General features: G+C 67.4%; 12 protein-coding genes. 6 read left to right on the top strand and 6 right to left on the bottom strand.

The window, feature by feature from the left end:
• Positions 1-5: 5 nt before the first annotated feature.
• A complete protein-coding gene (locus ACQ260_RS08615; protein WP_432559021.1) occupies positions 6-2,723 on the bottom strand; it encodes a cation-transporting P-type ATPase in 2,718 nt (905 codons plus the stop codon).
• A gap of 33 nt (positions 2,724-2,756) precedes the next feature.
• A complete protein-coding gene (locus tag ACQ260_RS08620) occupies positions 2,757-4,034 on the bottom strand; it encodes a patatin-like phospholipase family protein (RefSeq protein WP_432559022.1) in 1,278 nt (425 codons plus the stop codon).
• 337 nt (positions 4,035-4,371) lie between these two features.
• On the opposite strand from ACQ260_RS08620, the gene ACQ260_RS08625 reads away from it, so the two are divergent.
• Positions 4,372-5,514 (top strand): S49 family peptidase, encoded by a 1,143-nt coding sequence (locus ACQ260_RS08625; RefSeq protein WP_432559023.1) that lies wholly within the window; start codon positions 4,372-4,374, stop codon positions 5,512-5,514.
• On the opposite strand, the gene ACQ260_RS08630 is transcribed toward ACQ260_RS08625, so the two are convergent.
• The 3 genes from ACQ260_RS08630 to ACQ260_RS08640 form a co-directional block, all read right to left on the bottom strand.
• Positions 5,397-6,752, bottom strand: a complete 1,356-nt coding sequence (locus tag ACQ260_RS08630; RefSeq protein WP_432559024.1) for a DUF480 domain-containing protein — start codon at positions 6,750-6,752, stop codon at positions 5,397-5,399. The genes ACQ260_RS08625 and ACQ260_RS08630 overlap by 118 nt on opposite strands.
• Before the next feature lie 107 nt (positions 6,753-6,859).
• Complete coding sequence (locus ACQ260_RS08635) at positions 6,860-9,073, bottom strand: NADP-dependent isocitrate dehydrogenase (protein ID WP_432559025.1); 2,214 nt, start codon at positions 9,071-9,073, stop codon at positions 6,860-6,862.
• A gap of 88 nt (positions 9,074-9,161) precedes the next feature.
• Positions 9,162-10,580: a hypothetical protein gene (locus tag ACQ260_RS08640; protein WP_432559026.1), complete on the bottom strand. Its 1,419-nt coding sequence runs from the start codon at positions 10,578-10,580 to the stop codon at positions 9,162-9,164.
• A 143-nt stretch (positions 10,581-10,723) separates the two neighbouring features.
• On the opposite strand from ACQ260_RS08640, the gene ACQ260_RS08645 reads away from it, so the two are divergent.
• Positions 10,724-12,070, top strand: coding sequence for an MFS transporter (locus tag ACQ260_RS08645; RefSeq protein ID WP_432559027.1), 1,347 nt, complete (start codon positions 10,724-10,726; stop codon positions 12,068-12,070).
• Between the two features lie 12 nt (positions 12,071-12,082).
• Here the strand turns inward: ACQ260_RS08645 and ACQ260_RS08650 are convergent, their stop codons facing one another.
• Positions 12,083-13,075 (bottom strand): LLM class F420-dependent oxidoreductase, encoded by a 993-nt coding sequence (locus tag ACQ260_RS08650; RefSeq protein ID WP_432559028.1) that lies wholly within the window; start codon positions 13,073-13,075, stop codon positions 12,083-12,085.
• A 70-nt stretch (positions 13,076-13,145) separates the two neighbouring features.
• Here ACQ260_RS08650 and pepN point away from each other — a divergent pair, with 70 nt between their 5' ends.
• From pepN to ACQ260_RS08670, 4 genes are all read left to right on the top strand, one after another.
• Positions 13,146-15,632: an aminopeptidase N gene (pepN, locus tag ACQ260_RS08655; RefSeq protein WP_432559029.1), complete on the top strand. Its 2,487-nt coding sequence runs from the start codon at positions 13,146-13,148 to the stop codon at positions 15,630-15,632.
• Positions 15,633-15,792: 160 nt separating this feature from the next.
• On the top strand, positions 15,793-17,421 hold the full coding sequence (locus ACQ260_RS08660) for a peptide ABC transporter substrate-binding protein (protein ID WP_432559030.1): 1,629 nt from the start codon (positions 15,793-15,795) through the stop codon (positions 17,419-17,421).
• Between the two features lie 79 nt (positions 17,422-17,500).
• Entirely contained in the window at positions 17,501-18,421 is a 921-nt protein-coding gene (locus tag ACQ260_RS08665; RefSeq protein WP_432559031.1) for an ABC transporter permease, read from the top strand.
• Positions 18,414-19,370, top strand: coding sequence for an ABC transporter permease (locus tag ACQ260_RS08670; RefSeq protein WP_432559032.1), 957 nt, complete (start codon positions 18,414-18,416; stop codon positions 19,368-19,370). The genes ACQ260_RS08665 and ACQ260_RS08670 overlap by 8 nt, the downstream gene beginning before the upstream one ends.
• Positions 19,371-19,378: the final 8 nt, after the last annotated feature.

The following is a 19,378-nucleotide window of genomic DNA, read 5'->3' on the forward strand; positions in this document are numbered from 1 at the left end:
TTGTCTCAGCGAGCCGCGCGCGCCTCGAGTGCCCGGCGGATGGCCTTGTCGATCTCCACGAGTGCGAAGACCAGCACGCCTGCCAGCGCCGGGAAGACCCAATCGGCCAGGCCGACGTCCGTGGTGCCGAACGCGATCTGCATGAAGGGGAGGTGCACGAACGCCAACTGAAGCGCGATCATGATCCCGATGCAGACCCAGGAGATCGGGTTGGTGGTGAGCAGTTCCTTGCGCAGCGACCGAGCCCGACTGAATCGGGCCGCGAGGAGATAGAAGATCTGCCCGACCACCAGGGTGTTGACCGCGATCGTGCGCGACTCTGCCAGCCCGAGACCCCGGTCCTGGGCCAACAGGAAAGCCCCGATTGCCAGGCCGCCGATGAGCACTGAGACATAGGCGATCCGCAGAATCGCCTCCGCGTTCAGCAGTGATTCCCGTGGATCCCGCGGACGCCGAGCCATGATCCCCGGCTCGGGCGGCTCGAAGGCCAGCGCCAGACACAGCGTGATCGCGGTGATGAGGTTGACCCACAGCACCTGCAACGGCGTGATCGGCAGCGTCATGCCCACGAGCATCGCGGTGAGGATCACCAACCCCTGCCCGCCGTTCGTGGGCAGCATGAACACGATCGCCTTCTTGAGGTTGTCATAGATCGTGCGGCCCATCTCCACCGCGGCGGCGATGGAGGCGAAGTTGTCATCGGCGAGGACGACATCCGCGGCGTCCTTGGTGGCTTCGGTGCCCTTGATGCCCATCGCCACACCCACGTCGGACCGCTTGAGTGACGGCGCGTCGTTCACCCCATCGCCGGTCATCGCGACGACGTGGCCATTGGCCTGCAGAGCGGTGACAAGGCGGAGTTTGTGCTCGGGGCTCGTGCGGGCATAGATGTCGTGGTCGCGCACGATGCTGCGCAGTTCCTCGTCGCTCGCCCGTTCCAGTTCCGGTCCGGTGATCACGCGGTCACCGATGCCCATCTCGCGTGCGATCGCGCGGGCGGTGTCGGCGTGGTCGCCGGTGATCATCTTTACGTCGATCCCGGCGCGGTGCACGGTCGCGATGGCCTCGGTGGCTTCCTGGCGGGGTGGATCGATGATTCCGTACAACCCGAGGAACACGAACCCACCCGCATCCACGTCCGCTTGGTCGAGGGTGGTCCGGCCGGGTTCGGCCCGACGGGCGGCCGCGGCGAGCACGCGCAGACCTTGCCCGCCGAGCCGGTGCATTTCTTCCTCCCAGCGCGCTCGGTCCAGAGGCTCGGTCGTGCTCAGGCCGGTGCCCTGACGGTCGCAGCGGTCCAGCAGCCGGTCGGGGGCGCCCTTGAGATGGATGACGAGCTCGCCCGAGTTGTGCACATGCTGGTCGAGGGTGGCCATGTATTTGTGCGCCGAGTCGAAGGGCACCACCGCCAAGCGGTTCTGGTCCGCGCCCGAGGCACCCGCCTTGAGCGCGAAGGTGCGTACGCCGCCGTCCGTCGGGTCGCCGGCCACGGCCCAGTGGTCGTCGCGCTGCTGAAGGGTCGCGTCGTTGGCACGCTCCGCGACCTCCGCCATGGCGAACAGATCGTGGTGGTGAGTCAGCGTGGCGGGCGTCCCGTCGGTGTGGGTGACGCCTCCGTTCACGGGGTCATAGCCCGTGCCGGTGACCAGATAGGTGTCGGCGGGGGTCACGACCGTCCGGACCGTCATTTCGTTGCGCGTCAGCGTGCCCGTCTTGTCCGAGCAGATCGTGGTCACCGACCCCAGGGTCTCCACCGAGCCCATCCGGCGCGTGATCGCGTTGCGATTGGCCATTCGCTGGACGCCGAGCGCCAAGGTGATCGTGAGCACTGCGGGGAGGCCCTCGGGGATGGCCGCGACCGCGAAGCTGATGGACGCCATGACCAGTTCGGCCCATGGATAGCGGTGGACGAGACCGGCGATGACGGCCATGGCGATCGCCATGCCGACGGCGATCACCGCCAGCATCTTGGAGAACTTCGTCATCGCCCTCGTGAGGGGCGTCTCCATCGACTCGACGTCGGCCAGCATCGAGGTGATGCGGCCGATCTCCGTGTCCGTGCCAGTGCCGGTGACGATGCCCCGACCGCTGCCGCTGGCGGCGGTGGTGCCCGCGTACGCCATCGAGCTCCGATCACCCAGCGCCGCATCGGCGGCCACTTGGGCCGGAGCCTTCTCCGACGGCACCGACTCGCCCGTCAGAGCCGACTCCTCGATGCGCAGGTTGGTGGCGTCGACGATCCGCAGGTCCGCCGGAATCCGATCGCCCGCGGCGAGCCGCACCAGATCTCCGGGCACGACCTCCTCGGCGGGAATGACGGTCCAGGCGCCGTCCCGGCGTACCTTCGCCTCCAACCGCAACATCCCCCGGATGCTCTCCAGCGCGTCGGCGGCACGACCCTCCTGGACGAAACCGACGATGGCATTGATCAGCACGACAGCGAGGATGACGATCGTGTCGAACACCTGGCCCAGCACGCCGGTGAAAACGGCGGCAACGAGCAGCACATAGATCATCGGATCGTGGAACTGCCGCAGCAGCCGGCGAAGGGCCGTTTCGCGTTCAGCGGCAGGGAGGGCGTTGGGGCCGTGCCGTTCGAGCGACTCGGCAGCCGTCACGGCCGTGAGACCGTCCCGACCACCGGGCGCAGCCGCCACCACCTCCTCGACGTCCTGTGCGTGGACTGGGAGTTCGTGGCTCTGGCCTGCGACCTCTGTTGACATGTGTCCTCTCGAGTCGGGGTCGATTTCAGCGCATCAGCGCAGTTTGAAGTCGATGATGAGCCCGTCCTGGATCGTGACCTCAGCGGTGCCACGACCAAAGGCATCGGGTCCCGGGACGCGCACGTCCCAGATGACGGAGCGGCGATAGCTCCGTTTGCGGGTGAGGTCGATCGTCACCCGTGAGGGCAGCTCAACCGTGAAGAACCGTTCCACGACATCCGCGTCCCGGGTCTGCTTCTGCTGCCAGCCGGGCAGGTCGACCGACACGGTGCAGTCGTGTGCGACGTGCTCGAGCATCTGGTCCGCGTCCCGCGCCTGCCACGCCGCCTCGAAGCGGGTGGCAGCGAGGAAGTCCTCCGCCTGTTCCCGGCCCAGCTCGATGAGCTCACGGATGAAGCGCGGGTCGCGGTCGAGTTTGGAGTTGTGGCTCCAGCGCACGGAACTCGGCGGGCGTTGCATCTCGAGCAGTCGGATCGTGACCGGACGGACGCGCTCGGACTTCAGTTCACCGCGCGCGATGAGTTCGTCGAAGATCTCGATGGAGCTGATTTCCTGCAACAGCGCGAGGTTGCTGGCGAGCTCGCTGCGGCGCGTGGTGATCTCCGCGACGCTGCTGGGCTCATAGTCGATCGAGGTGGGGTTGACCTGGATGACCCAGATCTCGTCCGGAATGGCATCGAGCAGGCTCCGCACGGGCGGGTTCTGCGCGACCAGGCCGTCCACATAGGCGGTGCGCTGGGTGGCCGCTCGCATCAGGCTGGGGATCGCGGCGGCCTGGAGCACGGCGTCGACGTTGATCTCGCCGGAGCGGCTGTTGAACGTGCTCGACTCGCCCGACACCATGTCGACGGCACCCAGGAGCAGCAGGGGCGCGCCCGGCTGGGTGGCGAGCTCGGACAGCCCGTCGAAGTCGATCACCGAACGGACCATCGACCGCAGGTGCTCGGTGCTCCAGGCGGAAAGGAACGAGTCATAGGGGCTGATGCTGGCCGCGCCGAACTGTTCGGCGACCCGGGACCCCCACAGCATCATCGTGTTGAGCGCCCGTTCGACGGGCATCGACGTCGAGGTCGCCGACCAGAAGCGCTTGAGGAGGGCCGTCGCCTGTTCGGGGATGTCGCGCACCAGCGTCGACCAGGCGACGAGGGCGCACACGGCTGCTCCCGAGGACCCGCTCAGCCCCACGATCTCGTAGTCGGCGAGCACGTCGGACTCGAAGCACCTGCTCAACACGCCGGCCGTGAACGCTGTATGGCTGCCGCCGCCCTGGCATGCGATCGCCACCCGGCGGCGTTCGGGGGATTCGGTCACAAGACCAATGTACTGAGACCGTTCCACCCCTTGTCCCACGGTGGATTCGGTGGGCACTGTGCCGGATCGCCTAGGCTCGGGCTAGTCCCGTGTGAGGAATGAGATGACGAACCAGCCCCCGCCCCCCGGTCCATCGAACCCGTCAGCCTCCCAGCCCGGATCTTCTCCGGGGGGTACGCAGGGTTCTCCGCCCGACGAGCAGCACCGACCGATCGGCTCCGAGCCGGGTGGGAGTCACGCGGCACCCACCGGCGGCGAAGGGGCACCATCCCCGGCTCAGGGCGAGCTGCAACCGCCACCGGCCACGGTGGGGCAGCAGGGGCCCCCGCAGGCCTCGATGCCCGCCGGCCACACCGTCGCCGTCCCGGTGCGTGAGCCCGGGCCGTTCCGGCGAGGCTTCGGTCTGGGCGCGGGGGCCGGTGCCGGGCTGGGGGTTGCGCTCGCGGTGATCGGCACCGTGCTGTCCTTGCTCAGCGCCCTCGGCGTGATGGCGGTTGGCGCCGCTGCCGCCGCTGCGGGCGGTGGTGCCGCTCCGGCGAACACGTCGACCGTGTGGGGGTCGCCCACTGCGACCCACACGCTGCGGGCGGTGGATGTCACGGGCTCGATCCTCACCGACGGGAGCGGCGGCGGTCTGCTCGCGGCGGGCACGTATGGCTATGAGGTCGCGCGGATGATCGACGACATCGACGCCGAGGATGCGGACGGGCTCGTGCTGCGCCTCAACACCCCGGGCGGCACGATCACGGGGTCGAAGGCCATCGCGGACGCGGTGGCGCGTTATCAGCAGCGCACCGGGAAGAAGGTCTTCGCGCACGTGCAGGGCATGTCCGCCTCCGGTGGGGTGTACGCGATGGCCGGTGCCGACGACATCCGGGCCGACCACGGCTCGACGACGGGCAGCATCGGCGTGATCATGGCCCAGTTCGCGCGCTACCGCGACGTCGTCGCGGTCGACGGGGGCTTGCTGCAGGGCGGGGTCACGACCACCGGTGGCATCGAGGAGATCTACATCACCGAGGGCCGCAGCAAGGACCTCGGCAATCCTTACCGGGACGCCACGCCCGAGGAACTCGCGCATCTCCAGCAGTTGGCGAGCAACGAATACGACCGGTTCGTCGAGCACGTCGCCACGCTCCGCGACATCCCCGCGGCGACCATCCGGGACGAGCTCGGAGCCAACCTCTTCGACAACAAGCTCGCCGAGGAGCACGGGCTGATCGACGGGACGATGGGCGCCGACGAGGCCTATCGCCACTTCGCCACCGAGGCAGGCGTCGACCCAGCCGACACCAAGATCGTCGCCCCGGCGGCGCCGACGATGCTGCAGGCACTGCTGGGCGCCGAGAATCGCGTTCCCGGTCAGGCGCTGCCGGTCGAGGTCCAGTCGGGGGTGCGGCCGGTGACCTCAGCGGCGATGTGCGGCCGGGGTCCGGCGGCGCTTGCGTACCACGGCGATCTGGGCCGCATCTGCGGCTGACGCTCAGTCGGGCTTGCGGGCGAGGACGTACAGGCGGTCCGTCTGCGCCTCGCCCGACTCCGCCAGCGGCCCACGGACATAGCGTTCGACCGGGTCCAGTCCTGCAGCACCGAGCGCCCGGAGAACCTCGTCCGGATCGTGCAGGACGAAGTCCAGGTTGACCTCTGCACCGAGGAACTCGCCCACGTGGAAGACCTCGTTGCCGACATGCAGGGCGAGGGCCAGCCAGCCCCGGGAGCGAGCACTCGCGCGAGCGCGGCGAGTGCTCCCGGGAGTTCCGACCCGGCGAAGTGGTCGAGGGCATACCACCCCGTGACAGCGCCCCAGGCGGCAGCAGCCTGCGGGCGGAGCAGTTTGGTCAGGTCGCCGGCCAGGAAGGAAAGCCCCGGGTGCTCGGCGCGAGCCACCTCGATCATCCCGGGGGAGATGTCGAAACCGGTGACGTCCGCGCCCGCGTCCGCGAGCCAGCGGGTCGTTTGACCCGGACCGCACCCCACATCCGCGACGGGGCCGTCGGCCAACGCCGCGACGCGCTCGAGGAACCAGGCATCGAACGGTTTGTGGGCGAGCTCATCGCCGAACTCCCGTGCGTACGCCCCAGCAGTGGCGTCATAGGCCGCGATCACCCGCTCGTCCCGGGCGGCAACGCCGTCGGTGAGGACCGTGTCCCGGTCGACCGCGGGTGCCGGCACAGTGGGCTCCGGCTCGCCCGCAACCGGTCCGAGCAGGTGGATCCACCGATGATCGTGCTGGCCTGCCCGGCGCTCGAGTTGGCGCACGAGGGGAGTGGCCCGTTCGCTCAGGCGGGCGAGGCAGTCCTCGACGTCCTGTCGGTCCGCGAAGCCGTGCAGCCGTTCGGCCCTGGACTTCAGCTCGCCCGGCGCCTGCGGGCCGCGCAGCAGGAGGACGGTGATGAGAGCGGCCTCGTCGTCGGACAGCCCGAGGCGATCAGCGAGCAACTGGTGGTATTTGAGGGTCCGGGAGCCCTTCCCAGCCCAGACGACTCTCACGAGGTCGCGGGTCTTGAGTTCCCGAAGCTGATCCTCGAGGGTCTTGTCGTCGTAGTCGGAGACGGGGTCCCGGCTGCTCGTCTGGTTGCATGCGGTCCGCAGCGCGTTGAGGCTGAGGGGGTAGCTGGCGGGGACCGTGCGCTGCTTCTCCATGAGCGCGCCGAGGATGCGCTGGTCGATCGGGCTCAGTTCCGGCAGTGGGCGACCCGTGGTCTGGTGGTCGGGCACGCATCAGAATCTATCGTCCGGGACCGGACGTGGTGCGGGACCCCACCCGGATCGCGGATGGGGCCCCGTGCCGGGAACAACACCGGAATTCTCTGGCCTATTCCGGATCAGCCGAGCTTGGCGATGATGTCGTTGAACGTCTGCGAGGGACGCATGATCGCCATTGTCTTGTCGTGGTCCGGGCGGTAGTAGCCGCCGATGTCGGCGGGTTCGCCCTGGACCGCAACGAGCTCCTCGTTGATTTGCTGGGCGTTGTCCTCGAGCTCCGCCGCAATGGAGCGGAAGGCCTCGGCGAGCGCCGGATCGGTGTCCTGGCGCGCCATTTCCTTCGCCCAATAGAGGGCGAGCCAGAAGTGGCTGCCGCGGTTGTCGATCTGGCCCAGCTTGCGGGCAGGGGACTTGTTCTCCAGCAGCAACTTCTCGGTTGCCTTGTCGAGCGCGTCGCCGAGGACAGCCGCGCCTTGGTTGTCGTGGTGCTCAGCCAACTGGCGAAGGCTCTCGGCAAGGGCGAGGAACTCGCCGAGCGAGTCCCAGCGCAGATAGTTCTCGTTGACCAGCTGCTGCACGTGCTTCGGTGCAGACCCGCCCGCGCCGGTCTCGAACAGACCGCCACCGGCCATCAGCGGCACGACCGACAGCATCTTGGCCGACGTGCCGAGCTCAAGGATGGGGAAGAGGTCGGTGTTGTAGTCCCGGAGCACGTTGCCCGTCACCGAGATCGTGTTGAGGCCCTTGCGCATCCGGAACAACGCGTGTTCGCAGGCATCGGCCGGGTGCATGAACAGGATCCGCAGGCCTTCGGTGTCGTGCTCGGCCAGATAGCGCTTGACGATCCGCTTGAGGGTCCGGTCGTGGGCGCGGGAGCGGTCGAGCCAGAACACTGTCGAATCGCCGGTGGCGCGCGCCCGGGTCACTGCCAGCTTGACCCAGTCGCGGATCGCGGCATCGGTCGTGGTGCAGGCTCGCCAGATGTCACCGGGGTCCACGAGATCGTCCATCAGGACGTCGCCGGCGGAGTTGAGGACCTGAATGGTGCCGTGGAAGGGGATCTCGAACGTCTTGTCGTGGGAGCCGTATTCCTCGGCCTTCTGCGCCATCAGGCCCACATTGGCCACCGAGCCCATGGTGCGGGGGTCGAACGCGCCGTTCTCCCGGCAGTCCTCGATGACCGCTTGATAGACCTCGCCATAGGAGGAGTCCGGCAACACCGCGAGGGTGTCGTCCTCTTCGCCGCTCGGGCCCCACATGTGGCCGGAGTTGCGGATCATCGCAGGCATCGACGCGTCGACGATCACGTCGCTCGGCACGTGGAAGTTGGTGATGCCCTTGTCCGAGTTCACCATCGCAAGGCGCGGCCCCTTGGCCATCACGTCCTCGAAGGCGGCGCGGATCTGGGCGCCCTCCTCCAACTTTTCGAGGCCCTCGAAGATGCTGGCGAGACCGTTGTTGGGGTTGAGTCCGGCAGCATCCATGACGTCGCCGTATTCCCGGTAGACGTCGGCGAAGAAGACCCGGATGACGTGCCCGAACATGATGGGGTCCGAGACCTTCATCATCGTCGCCTTGAGGTGGACGGAGAACAGCACGTCCTCCTGTCGCGCGCGGCGGATCTGGCGGCGGAGAAACGCCTTCAGCGAGCTCACCGACATGAACGTCGAGTCGACCACATCGCCCGCCTTGACCGGGAGCGATTCCTTGAGCACCTGGACCTTGCCGAGGGGAGAGACGAGCTGCACCGTGAGGTCGTCGTCCTGGGTCATGACGATGGTCTGCTCGTTGCCGTGAAAGTCGTCGTCCTTCATGTGGGCGACGTTGGTGCGCGACTCCGGGTCCCACTCACCCATCCAGTGCGGGTGGGCCTGGGCATAGCGCTTGACTGCGGCCGGGGCGCGACGGTCGGAGTTCCCCTCGCGCAGCACCGGGTTCACCGCGGAACCCTTGACCGCTTCATAGCGAGCGCGGACGTCCTTGTCCTCGTCTGATTCCGGAGCGTCCGGATAATCCGGGAGGTCGTAGCCCTGCGCCTGCAACTCTGTGATCGCCGCCTTGAGCTGCGGCACCGATGCCGAGATGTTGGGCAGCTTGATGATGTTGGCCTCGGGGGACTGGGTGAGCTCGCCCAGCTCGGCCAAGGCGTCATCGACTCGCTGATCCTCGGGCAGCCGATCACTGAAGGCAGCCAGGATGCGGCCGGCCAGCGAAATGTCACGGACTTCGACGTCGATTCCTGCGGTGGAGGCGAAAGCATCGACGATGGGCTTGAAGGAGTAGGTGGCCAGCAGGGGTGCTTCGTCGGTGAGCGTGTAGATGATCTTGGGCATCCAGTCCTCCTCTGTCCCGCACGGGCGGGGCTCGTCTCCAAGGGAGCCTAGCGAACGCCCCCGACAGGCGTCGGAACTAGTGAAGAGGTCAGCGACCCTCGATCGCGCAGTCCTGCGGAGTGCCCACGGCCCCGCCGAACTGCCGGCCGTCGAAGATGTGGGTCTGCACGTAGTCGTAGTACGCAGCATGCTCGGTCGAGTCGTAAGGATTGTCGGCCGCACAGCGGGCCACGTAATAGCCGACCGCGTCGGCGAAGCTCTCGGTCGCGTTCGAGCCGTAGGCGCTGACCGGCCCCTCGGCGGACCACACGCGGTTGTACGCCTGCCAGTAGTCCGGCTCGCTGAACCGGTCGGCGTTCAGGGAATGGGCCATCTCATGGATGACCAATCGAACGAGGCGGCCGCGATCGCCGTCTGCGTACCCCTGGCGGAATTTCTCGAAATCCAGGGTGAGCACCTTCGGGCGGGTCAGCCCATAGTCGCCCCACGCCCAGGACCGCGTCGGCAGCGAACTGATCTCCAGATCACCACCGTTGCCGGCCTTCACGCGGTCCACATAACCCGTGCAGTCGACGGCGTCGACGGTCTCGGTGAAGAGCTTGACCACCGGACGGTATTGCTCATCGCGCCACTGGGGCCCGGACAGCGTGAAACCCCACTGGCGTTCGGCGCGCTCCGTGATCTCGGCCGCGGTCAGGTCGTCGGTGATCCGGACGTCGATCGAGCACGGCTCCGGGATGCCGGCCACGACGGAGATCTCGCTGAGGTTGCCCAGCGCCGGCCTGGGGACGGCGGCTTCCCGGGTGGATCGATCCGGGGCTCGCGCCGGATCCAGGTCGTTCACGGGCGCGGGGGAGGCGGGCTGCTGCGACTTGAGGACCTCGGCGGTCAGGGCGGGCATGGCCGACGCGATGCCGGACATCGCGCCAGGGATCAGGACGCTCCCACTGGCCAGCGCGATCGTGATCCCGCCCACCAGGAAACCCAGCCGTGCACGACGCGGCCGGGCGGGCAGGGGCAGGACGTCCGCCACGGATGTGTCCTCCGGCTCCCCGGCCGGTGCGCGGTCCGCGTCATCGTCCTCGACCCAGGCTCGGGCCGGAACAGCGTCCTCTTCGGGTTCATCGTCGACCCAGGCGCGGGCCGGGACGGGGTCCGGGCCGAAGTCGTCCGCGGTCGTGTCGTCGAGGTGGTGCGCACCGGTGTCGTCGAGGTGGTGCGCACCGGTGTCGTGGAGGTCGTCCGTGGCGGTGTCGTCGAGGTCATGAGTCTCGTCTTCGGCGAGGAAACCCAACGAGCGCGCGGGCGTCGGTTCGGTGTCATCGCTTGCATCCTCAACCTCAATTGGCTGCTCGGGGCCGTCGAGGTCGAAATCCTCAGCGACGCGTCGTCCGCGAGGCTCATCCTGCGTCTCGTCGGGGAACCAATCGGCGGCTTCGTCCCACCACGAGGCGGGGCCCTGCGACCGCGGCTCGGGGGCTGCCGCGCGCCTAGGTGAGGGACCCATCGAGACTCCTGAGAAAATCTAAAGAAAGACGGGTCCAACTGTAACCATTCGATCACGGCGCCACCAATCCCGTTCCCGAATCGCGGCACTCACCGGGGTGGTCAGGCACAGAGTTGTCCGACGCGTGCTGCACACTGCTGCCCATGACCACGGACCCCGTCATCGATCAACGCGACAGCCGACTCACGCGCGCCGAGCGGTTGGATCGCCTGCCGTTCAATCGCCAGCACGGTCGGCTGCTGGTCGGCTCGGGGATCGGCTGGGCATTGGACGCGATGGACGTGGGCCTCATCTCGTTCGTCATGGCAGCGCTCGCCGCCGAATGGCATCTGAGCACGACCGCCCAGGGTTGGATCGGCTCGATCGGGTTCGTCGGGATGGCCCTGGGCGCGGGGCTCGGTGGCCTGCTCGCCGACAAGATCGGTCGACGCCAGGTCTTTGCGCTCACGCTCCTGATCTACGGCCTCGCCACCGGCGCGTCCGCCCTCGCCACCGGGGTCGCGATGTTGATGGCGCTGCGCTTCGTCGTCGGCATCGGTCTGGGGGCGGAGCTTCCGGTCGCGTCGACGCTTGTCAGCGAATACGCCCCACGCCGCATCCGCGGCCGCGTGGTCGTGGCGCTCGAGGCTTTCTGGGCGCTCGGCTGGATCATGGCGGCCCTCATCGGTTATCTGATGATTCCGAACCTCGACAATGGCTGGCGTTGGGCCCTCGCGGTCGGCATTGTCCCGACGCTGTACGCACTGGTCGTGCGGTTCGGGCTCCCGGAATCGGTGCGGTTCCTGGAGAGCAAGGACAGGGAGGTCGAGGCGGAAGCCGCCGTGCGCAAGTTCGAGGAACCCTCGGGCATCGCCCCGGTCCCGTCGCCCGACAGCGCACCGAACGTCGAGCAGGCGCCGCCCTCCATCTGGTCCCGCGGGCTGCGGGCGCGCACCGCTGCGCTCTGGGTGGTCTGGTTCTGCATCAACCTGTCCTATTACGGAGCGTTCATCTGGCTCCCGTCACTGCTGCACCGGCAGGGATTCACCCTGGTGAAGTCTTTCGAATACACCCTGATCATCACGCTCGCGCAGTTGCCGGGCTATGCGGCAGCGGCCTATCTCATTGAGAAGTGGGGTCGCCGCCCCACGCTGGCCTCGTTCCTGGTCGGGTCCGCTGTCGCCGCGGGGCTGCTGGGCATGGCGGGCACGCCCGGACAGATCATCGCCGCCGGCTGTGCGCTGTCGTTCTTCAACCTCGGTGCGTGGGGCGCCCTCTATGCGATCGGTCCGGAGCTCTATCCGACGGCAGCCCGCGGCAAGGGGACCGGGGCAGCAGCGGCGTTCGGTCGCATTGCTTCCATCGTTGCCCCGCTGCTCGTGCCCGTCCTCATCGCCTGGGGCGGCGGTTCGAACTGGCTCGTGTTCACGACCTTCGCGGTCGCGTTCGCGATCGGTGCGGTTGCCGCGTTCACGTTGCCGGAGCAACGGAACACCGCGCTCGCGGAATGACCGTCGCGGCTGTCAGTCCGCGAGCGCCGGGATGACCTCCTGCTCGAAGAGCTCAAGACCGGAGGTGTCGTAGGCGAGGTCGGGCATGTAGATGATCGCGTACGTCATCCCCAACTTCTTCAGCGCCCGCAGGTTTTCGACGATCTGCTCCGGGGTGCCCGTCCCGGGCAGACCGTCGAACGAGCCGAGTTGGCCCTTGAGCTGGGACTCGCTGAGGTGCGGTCGCACCCGATCGATGTATGCCGCACGGCGGTCAGCCACTTCCTTGTCGTCACGGCCGATGAACGTGTTGTAGTTCGCCGAACGCACGATTCGGTCGAAATCGGTGCCGACCTCGCGGCAGTGCTCCCGGAGGATCTCCGACTTGCGGGTGAAGCCCTCGGGCGTGCCGTCGAAATTGGTGTAATCCGCGTGCTTCGCTGCGATCCTCAGCGTCACCTTCTCGCCGCCGCCGGCGATCCACAGCGGAATGCGGGGCTCCTGCAGGGGCCGGGGATGCACGAGGGCGCCGTCCACCTGATAGTGCTTGCCGTCGAAGGTCACCGACCCCGTCTCCCAGGCTCGCTTGAAGATCTGCACGCCTTCGTCGAGCATTCCCAGACGGACGCCGGGCCGGGGGAAGCCATAGCCGTAGGCGCGCCACTCATGCTCATACCACCCCCCACCGATCCCCATCTCCAGCCGCCCGCCGCTGATGTGATCGGTGGTGGCCGCGACCTTGGCCAAATAGGCCGGCGGGCGATAGGCCATGCAGGTGCACATCTGGCCGAGTCGAATGCGTTCGGTCACCGCACCGAGACCCGCCATCAGCGTCCAAGCCTCGTGGGTGGCCTCCTCGCTCGGCTTCGGCGTGGTGTGAAAATGGTCATACACCCACAACGACGACCAGGCGGAGCCGCGGTCGAGTCGCTGGGCCAGGGCCTTCATCGTGGGCCACTGATCGGCCGGTCGGACGCCGACGAGGTCGAATCGCCAGCCCTGGGGAATGAAGAGTCCGAAGCGCATGCCCCCACTCTAAAGAGCGCGTCCGACAGCCCTTGCTGCTGGGGGCGTCGGGTTGCACTAGCGTTCAGGCATGCCGCCGCTCACTCGGGCTGAGGCGAGTGCACGGTTTCACCGCCTCCGCGTCCGTCGGGTTTCCGTGGATCTCGACGTCCGAACCACCGACTCGTTCACGTCGACCACGACGATCGAGTTCACCGATGCCTTGCCCGGTGAACAGACGTTCGTCGACTTTCATCCGACTCGTCTGCTGCGGGCCGAACTCAACGGCGCCCCGCTGGACCCGGACCTCCTGGTCGACGGTCGGCTGCCAATCCTGCCCGCCGCCGACAACGTTCTCGTCCTCAGCGGGGAGATGGCCTATTCGAATGACGGGGAGGGCCTCCACCGCCACGTCGACCCCGCTGACGAGCGGGCCTATCTCTATGCGATGTCGTTCCTCGACGCGGGTCCACGGTGGTTCGCCTCTTTCGATCAGCCGGACCTCAAGGCTCCCTACGTCATGCGCGTGCACACCCCGCTGGACTGGACCGTGCTCGGCAACGGCCGGTTCACCGAGGTCGAGCCCGGAGAGTGGGAGAGCGTCGAGACGCCGCCGCTGGCGTCGTATTTCGTGACGGTGGTCGCCGGTCCCTATGCGTCCACCTTCGATGAGCACGATGGGATCCACTTGGGCGTGCACGCCCGGGCTTCTCTCGCCGCAGAGCTCGCTGCGGAGGCCGATGACGTGTTGGCTGTGACCAAGCAGGCGTTCGACGCGTTCCACGAGATGTTCGGCCTGCGATATGCGTTCGGCGACTATCACCAGGTGTTCGTGCCCGACTTCAATGCGGGCGCGATGGAGAACCCGGGGTGCGTGACGTTTCGGGATGCGTACCTCTTCCGCGGCGCCGCCACCCGCGCCGAGCGTGCGGCCCGTGCCGGGACGGTCGTGCACGAGCTGGCGCACCAGTGGTTCGGCGATCTGGTGACCATGCGTTGGTGGGACGACCTGTGGCTGAACGAGTCCTTTGCGGAATTCGTGGCCCATGCCGTCTGCGCCGAGCACACCCCCTATCCGCTGTGGGTCGACTTCGCCTTGAACCGCAAGGACTGGGGCGCGATCGCCGATCAGGGGCCGACCACGCATCCGATCGCCGGCAACGGTGCCCAGGACACCGAGGAGGCGTTGGCGCAGTTCGACGGCATCTCGTACGCCAAGGGCGCCGGCGTGCTCAAACAACTCGTCGCGAATATCGGCCCCGATGTGTTCAACGCTGGACTCCGCGACTATTTCGATCGACACCGGTTCGGCAACGCCGAGTTCAGCGACCTGAGGGCCGCACTCGAACGTGCCGGGGCAGGTGACCTGGGGCCTTGGTCGGAGGCATGGCTGCAGACCGCGGGCATGGACACCATCACCGTGGAGTCGCTGGCGGAGGGGGCGCGGGTGCGGCGCATCCCGGGTGCTGCGGGCGGTGACCGGGTGCATGCGGTCCGGTTGGCGGCGTACGCGCGGGACGGCGTGGAGCTGGAACGCCGCACGGGCACGGTCCCGGCCGTGGGGGAGTGGGCGCTCGACGGGCTGCCCCCGGCGGCTCTGCTCGTGCCTGATGCCGCGGATGAGACGTGGGCCCGCATCCGCGCCGACCGGCCGGTCGAGCAGTGGCCCGGGATCTCGAAGCTCGCCGACCCGCTGACCCGGGTGGTGCTGTGGAACAGTGTCCGGGATCAGGTGCGTTCGGCCGAGCTGGATCCAGAGATCGCCCTGGCGACGCTGTGCGACCAATTGCCGTCCGAACCAGAGGACCTGATTGCCCGGGCACTGCTCGACTGGGGCCAGGCTGCGTTGGCGGGGCCTTATGCGCTGCCGGCGGATCGGCAGCGGCGACTATGTCACCTGGCCGATGCGGCGCTGACGATCCTGGCCGCCGCCCAGGCCGGCTCCGATCTTCAGCTCTCGGCCTGGCGGGCGCTGATGGGCTGCACCGATGATCAGGACGCCCTGCAGGGCTGGCTCGACGGAACCAGCCTGCCCGCCGGTCGGGAACTCGACGCCGAACTCCGCTGGCGCGCAACCACCCGGCTCGCCAGCATCAACGGGAACCGGGCACTCATCGATCAGGCGTACGAGCTGGACCGCTCCACCGCCGGTCGCATCCATCGGGTGCGGGCCCTCGCCGCATTGCCCGACCCGGAGGCCAAGGCGGAGGCCTTTCAGCAACTGATGAATCCGAGCGATCTGAGCGCTTATGAGGTGTACGCGATCGCCGAGGGCTTCTTCCTTCCGGAACAGAGCGAGCTCACCGAGGAGTTCGTGCAGCGCTTCTTCCGGGAGATCAATGCGACGGCGGCGTTCCGCAGCGGCTGGGCGCTCGGCCAGGTCGTGCTGCGGGCATTCCCTGCGGCAGCCAACAGCCGCACCACCCTCGAACTGGCGGAAGAACTCCTCGCCAGCGGAGATCTCGCGCCCGGTGTGCGGCGTCCCCTGCTCGAGGCGACGGATCTGCTGCGGCGGGCCGTCGAGTCGGTCGAGAAGTTCGGCCACGGCCCGCGACACGCCTGCGGCGACCGCGGGTGAGGCCGGCCGCGCACCAGCACGCCTGACCAGCGGTTTGTTACTCGCAGGTCACAAATCGGTTGCGCTTCGTTCCAAAGGTTGTCAGCGGGGGTCAGATGTCTTAGAACGGAGGCAATATTGTGCGCCCGAGCCGGGCGCATCCATCCGTCGAGGAGGACCGATGCGAGGACGCTCTCGCTTGATGATTGCCACCGCCACTGCCGGCATTGCAATGTTGGCACTGAGCGCGTGTGGTGGGGGTGGCGGCACCCAGGGCAACCAGGCCGGTGGTCAGGCCGGCGAAAGTGGCGGCGGCGAAGTCGTCATCAAGGGCTGCACCCCGGAGAACCCCTTGGTTCCGGGCAACACCAGTGAGACCTGTGGTGGCGACATCGTCGATGCGTTCACGGCCAAGCTGGTCCACTACAACACCGAGACCGCCGACCCGGAGATGGACATCGCCGAGTCGATCGAGTCCGACGACAACCAGAACTTCACCGTGAAGCTCAAGCAGGGCTACAAGTTCCACGACGGCACCGAGGTCAAGGCGAAGAACTTCGTTGACGCCTGGAACTACACCGCGGCCGCCAAGAACGGCCAGGCGGGCTCCTACTTCATGTCGGCCATCGAGGGCGCGGAGGAGATCTCCGCCGAGGGTGCGACCGGTGAGACCATGAGCGGCCTGGCTGTCGTGGACGACTACACCTTCACCATCAAGACCACCGAGAAGGTCTCCAACCTGCCGGTGCGCCTGGGCTATTCGGCGTTCGCGCCCATGCCCGACTCGTTCTTCGCGGACCCGAAGGCGTTCGAGGACAAGCCGATCGGCGCGGGCCCGTTCCAGATCGAGTCCAAGGACACCCAGAACACCGTCCTCACGAAGTTCGCGGACTATTCGGGTGAGTACGCGGCCAACGTCGACAAGCTCACGTTCCGCGTCTACACCGAGCCCGCAGCGGCCTATACCGACGTCGTCGCGAACAACCTCGACTACACCAATGAGATCCCGTCCGATCAGATGATCGGCGAGGCCTACAAGTCCGACCTGACCGACCGCAACCTCAACCGGGCCTCGGGGCGCTTCGCGGGCATCGTGTTCTCCCCGAACGACGAGCAGCTCAAGGAGAACCTGCAGTTGCGCCAGGCCCTGTCGATGGCCATCAACCGCGATCTGATCGCGAAGGACATCATGCACGGCTCGGTCATCCCGGCCAAGGGCTGGGCTCCGTCGGTCGTCGACGGCGCCACCGACTCCGCCTGCGGTGAATACTGCACCTTCGACGCAGAGAAGGCCAAGGCCCTCTATGAGGAGTCCGGCGGCTACGACGGTCCCCTGACCCTGACCGTGAACGGCGACGGCGCGCACCGCGAGTGGGCCGAGGCCGTCTGCAACTCGATCAAGAACGCGGTCGGCGCCGAGTGCATCGTCCAGCTGACCCCGGACTTCGCCACGTTCAACAAGCAGATCGACGCGGGCGAGCTGAAGGGTATGTTCCGCACCGGTTGGCAGATGGACTACCCGTCCATCGAGAACTTCCTCGGTCCGATCTACGCCACCGGCGCGGACTCGAACTGGTCGAAGTATGACAACCCCGACTTCAACGCCAAGCTCGCCGAGGCTGCCGCCGCGGACAGCGAGGACGAAGCGAACAAGCTCTATCAGGAGGCGGAGCAGATGCTCGGCCAGGACCTCCCGACGACGCCGCTCTGGTACCCGACCACTACGGTGGGCTGGTCCGACAACGTCACCGACGTCAAGATCAATGCCTTCGGCGTGCTGGACTTCAGCGCGATCAAGGCCAAGAACTGACGTCTGATTGGTTCACGCATGACCGGCCCGTCCCGTGTGGGGCGGGCCGGTCAGCCTGACCCGGGGGAGAGGAATCTGAATGGCGACCTATATCGCCCGCCGGCTGTTGCAGATGATCCCGGTGTTGTTGGGGACGACGTTCCTGATCTATGCCATGGTCTATTCCCTCGGGGATCCCACGGTCGGTCGCTGCGGCGAGCGACCGTGTCCGGACGCCTACGTCGCCCGGTTCAACGAGGAATACAACCTCGACAAGCCTCTCCTGGTGCAGTACTTCCTCTATATGGGCAAGATCTTCAGCGGTGATCTGGGGACCAGCTTCAACGGAGTGTCGATCGGCGACGAGCTCCTGACCCGCTGGCCCATCACGCTGAAGCTCGCGCTCATCGCGTTGGTCGTCGAAGCCGTGATCGGCATCGCCGCCGGCGTGCTCGCGGGTCTGCGGAAGGGCGGCTTCCTCGACAGCCTGGTCTTCATCAGCACCCTGGCCATCATCTCGATTCCGAGCTTCGTGCTCGGCTCGGTCGCCCAGCTGGTCTTCGGCGTACGCCTCGCCTGGTTCCCACCAACGGCAACAGCCGGCACCTGGGAGCAGCTCATATTGCCCGGCATAGTGTTGGGCACTCTCTCCATGGCCTACATAGCCAGGCTCACCCGGAACTCGCTGGTCGAGAACCTGGGCGCCGACTATGTCCGCACCGCCAAGGCCAAGGGCCTGACCTGGCGCCGCACGGTCGGCCTGCACACCCTGCGCAACTCGATGATTCCGGTCGTCACCTTTATCGGCTTCGATCTCGGCGCGCTGATGGGTGGCGCGATCGTGACGGAGCGCATCTTCAACGTCCAGGGCATCGGCGGTTATATCTGGCATTCCATCAACACCAAGGACGGTGGGGCGATCGTCGCCACCGTCACGCTCCTGGTGCTGGTCTATCTGTTCATGAGCCTGCTCGTCGACCTCCTCTACGGCGTGCTCGACCCGAGGATCTCCCATGACTGAACGCTCTGTGTCCGACGTCGCCCCCGAGGGCACCGTCCCCACCGGCGGCGAGCCGACGTCGGAGAAGGCCCGCTCGCTCGGTTCGGACGCCTGGGAGAAACTGCGCCGGCAGCCGATCTTCTGGATCTCCTCGGTCCTCATCGTGATCATGGTGACGATGGCGATCGCGCCGCAGCTGTTCACGTTCTGGTCGCCGAGTCCCGACCCCTACGTCGCCGATCAGTCCAGGATCCGCGAGGCGCCTGGCCCGACCGCGTGGTTCGGTCGCGACGGCCAGGGCTTCGACGTCTATTCCCGCACGATCTATGGCGCCCGCGCATCGATCCTCGTCGGCACTCTCGCCACCGTGGCCGTGCTGCTGATCGGCGGGATTGTCGGCATCTTCGCCGGGTTCTATGGCAAGGTCGTCGACGCCATCCTGTCCCGCATCGGCGACATCTTCTTCGCCATCCCGCTGCTGCTGGGCGGCATCCTGATCCTCTACACCTTCCCGTCGGACTACACGACGCCTTATCTGCTGGTCGTGGGCAAGGTCGTCATCGCTCTGGGCATCCTCGGCTGGCCCCGCATCGCCCGCATCATGCGAGCGTCGGTGCTGCAGGTGAAGCCACAGGACTATGTCCAGGCGGCGCGGGCGCTCGGCGCCAGCCCCGGCCGGATCATCAGCGGGCACGTGCTGCCCAACGCGTTCGCGCCCGTGATCGTCGTCGGGACGATCGACCTCGGCGTCTTCATCGCCGTCGAGGCGACCCTGTCCTTCCTGGGCATCGGCCTCCAGCCGCCGACCGTGTCCTGGGGTGTCATGATCTCGGACGCTTCTGCCCTCGGCATGCTCCGGGCCGCTCCCCACATGCTGCTGTTCCCCAGCCTGTTCCTGTCCGTGACCGTGCTGGCCTTCATCATGCTCGGTGATGCCGTCCGCGACGCCTTCGACCCCAAGTCCCGCTGAGGAGCCGA

It is taken from the genome of Ammonicoccus luteus, assembly GCF_050880385.1.
GTDB lineage: Bacteria > Actinomycetota > Actinomycetes > Propionibacteriales > Propionibacteriaceae > Enemella.

What these genes read in the sequence shown, in the direction of transcription:
- ACQ260_RS08635 (WP_432559025.1), bottom strand. Translation starts at nt 9,073, where the DNA reads ATGCCCAAGATCATCTACACGCTCACCGACGAAGCACCCCTGCTGGCC.
- ACQ260_RS08665 (WP_432559031.1), top strand. Translation starts at nt 17,501, where the DNA reads ATGGCGACCTATATCGCCCGCCGGCTGTTGCAGATGATCCCGGTGTTG.
- ACQ260_RS08640 (WP_432559026.1), bottom strand. Translation starts at nt 10,580, where the DNA reads ATGGGTCCCTCACCTAGGCGCGCGGCAGCCCCCGAGCCGCGGTCGCAG.
- ACQ260_RS08645 (WP_432559027.1), top strand. Translation starts at nt 10,724, where the DNA reads ATGACCACGGACCCCGTCATCGATCAACGCGACAGCCGACTCACGCGC.
- ACQ260_RS08670 (WP_432559032.1), top strand. Translation starts at nt 18,414, where the DNA reads ATGACTGAACGCTCTGTGTCCGACGTCGCCCCCGAGGGCACCGTCCCC.
- ACQ260_RS08615 (WP_432559021.1), bottom strand. Translation starts at nt 2,723, where the DNA reads ATGTCAACAGAGGTCGCAGGCCAGAGCCACGAACTCCCAGTCCACGCA.
- pepN (WP_432559029.1), top strand. Translation starts at nt 13,146, where the DNA reads ATGCCGCCGCTCACTCGGGCTGAGGCGAGTGCACGGTTTCACCGCCTC.
- ACQ260_RS08625 (WP_432559023.1), top strand. Translation starts at nt 4,372, where the DNA reads ATGCCCGCCGGCCACACCGTCGCCGTCCCGGTGCGTGAGCCCGGGCCG.
- ACQ260_RS08650 (WP_432559028.1), bottom strand. Translation starts at nt 13,075, where the DNA reads ATGCGCTTCGGACTCTTCATTCCCCAGGGCTGGCGATTCGACCTCGTC.
- ACQ260_RS08660 (WP_432559030.1), top strand. Translation starts at nt 15,793, where the DNA reads ATGCGAGGACGCTCTCGCTTGATGATTGCCACCGCCACTGCCGGCATT.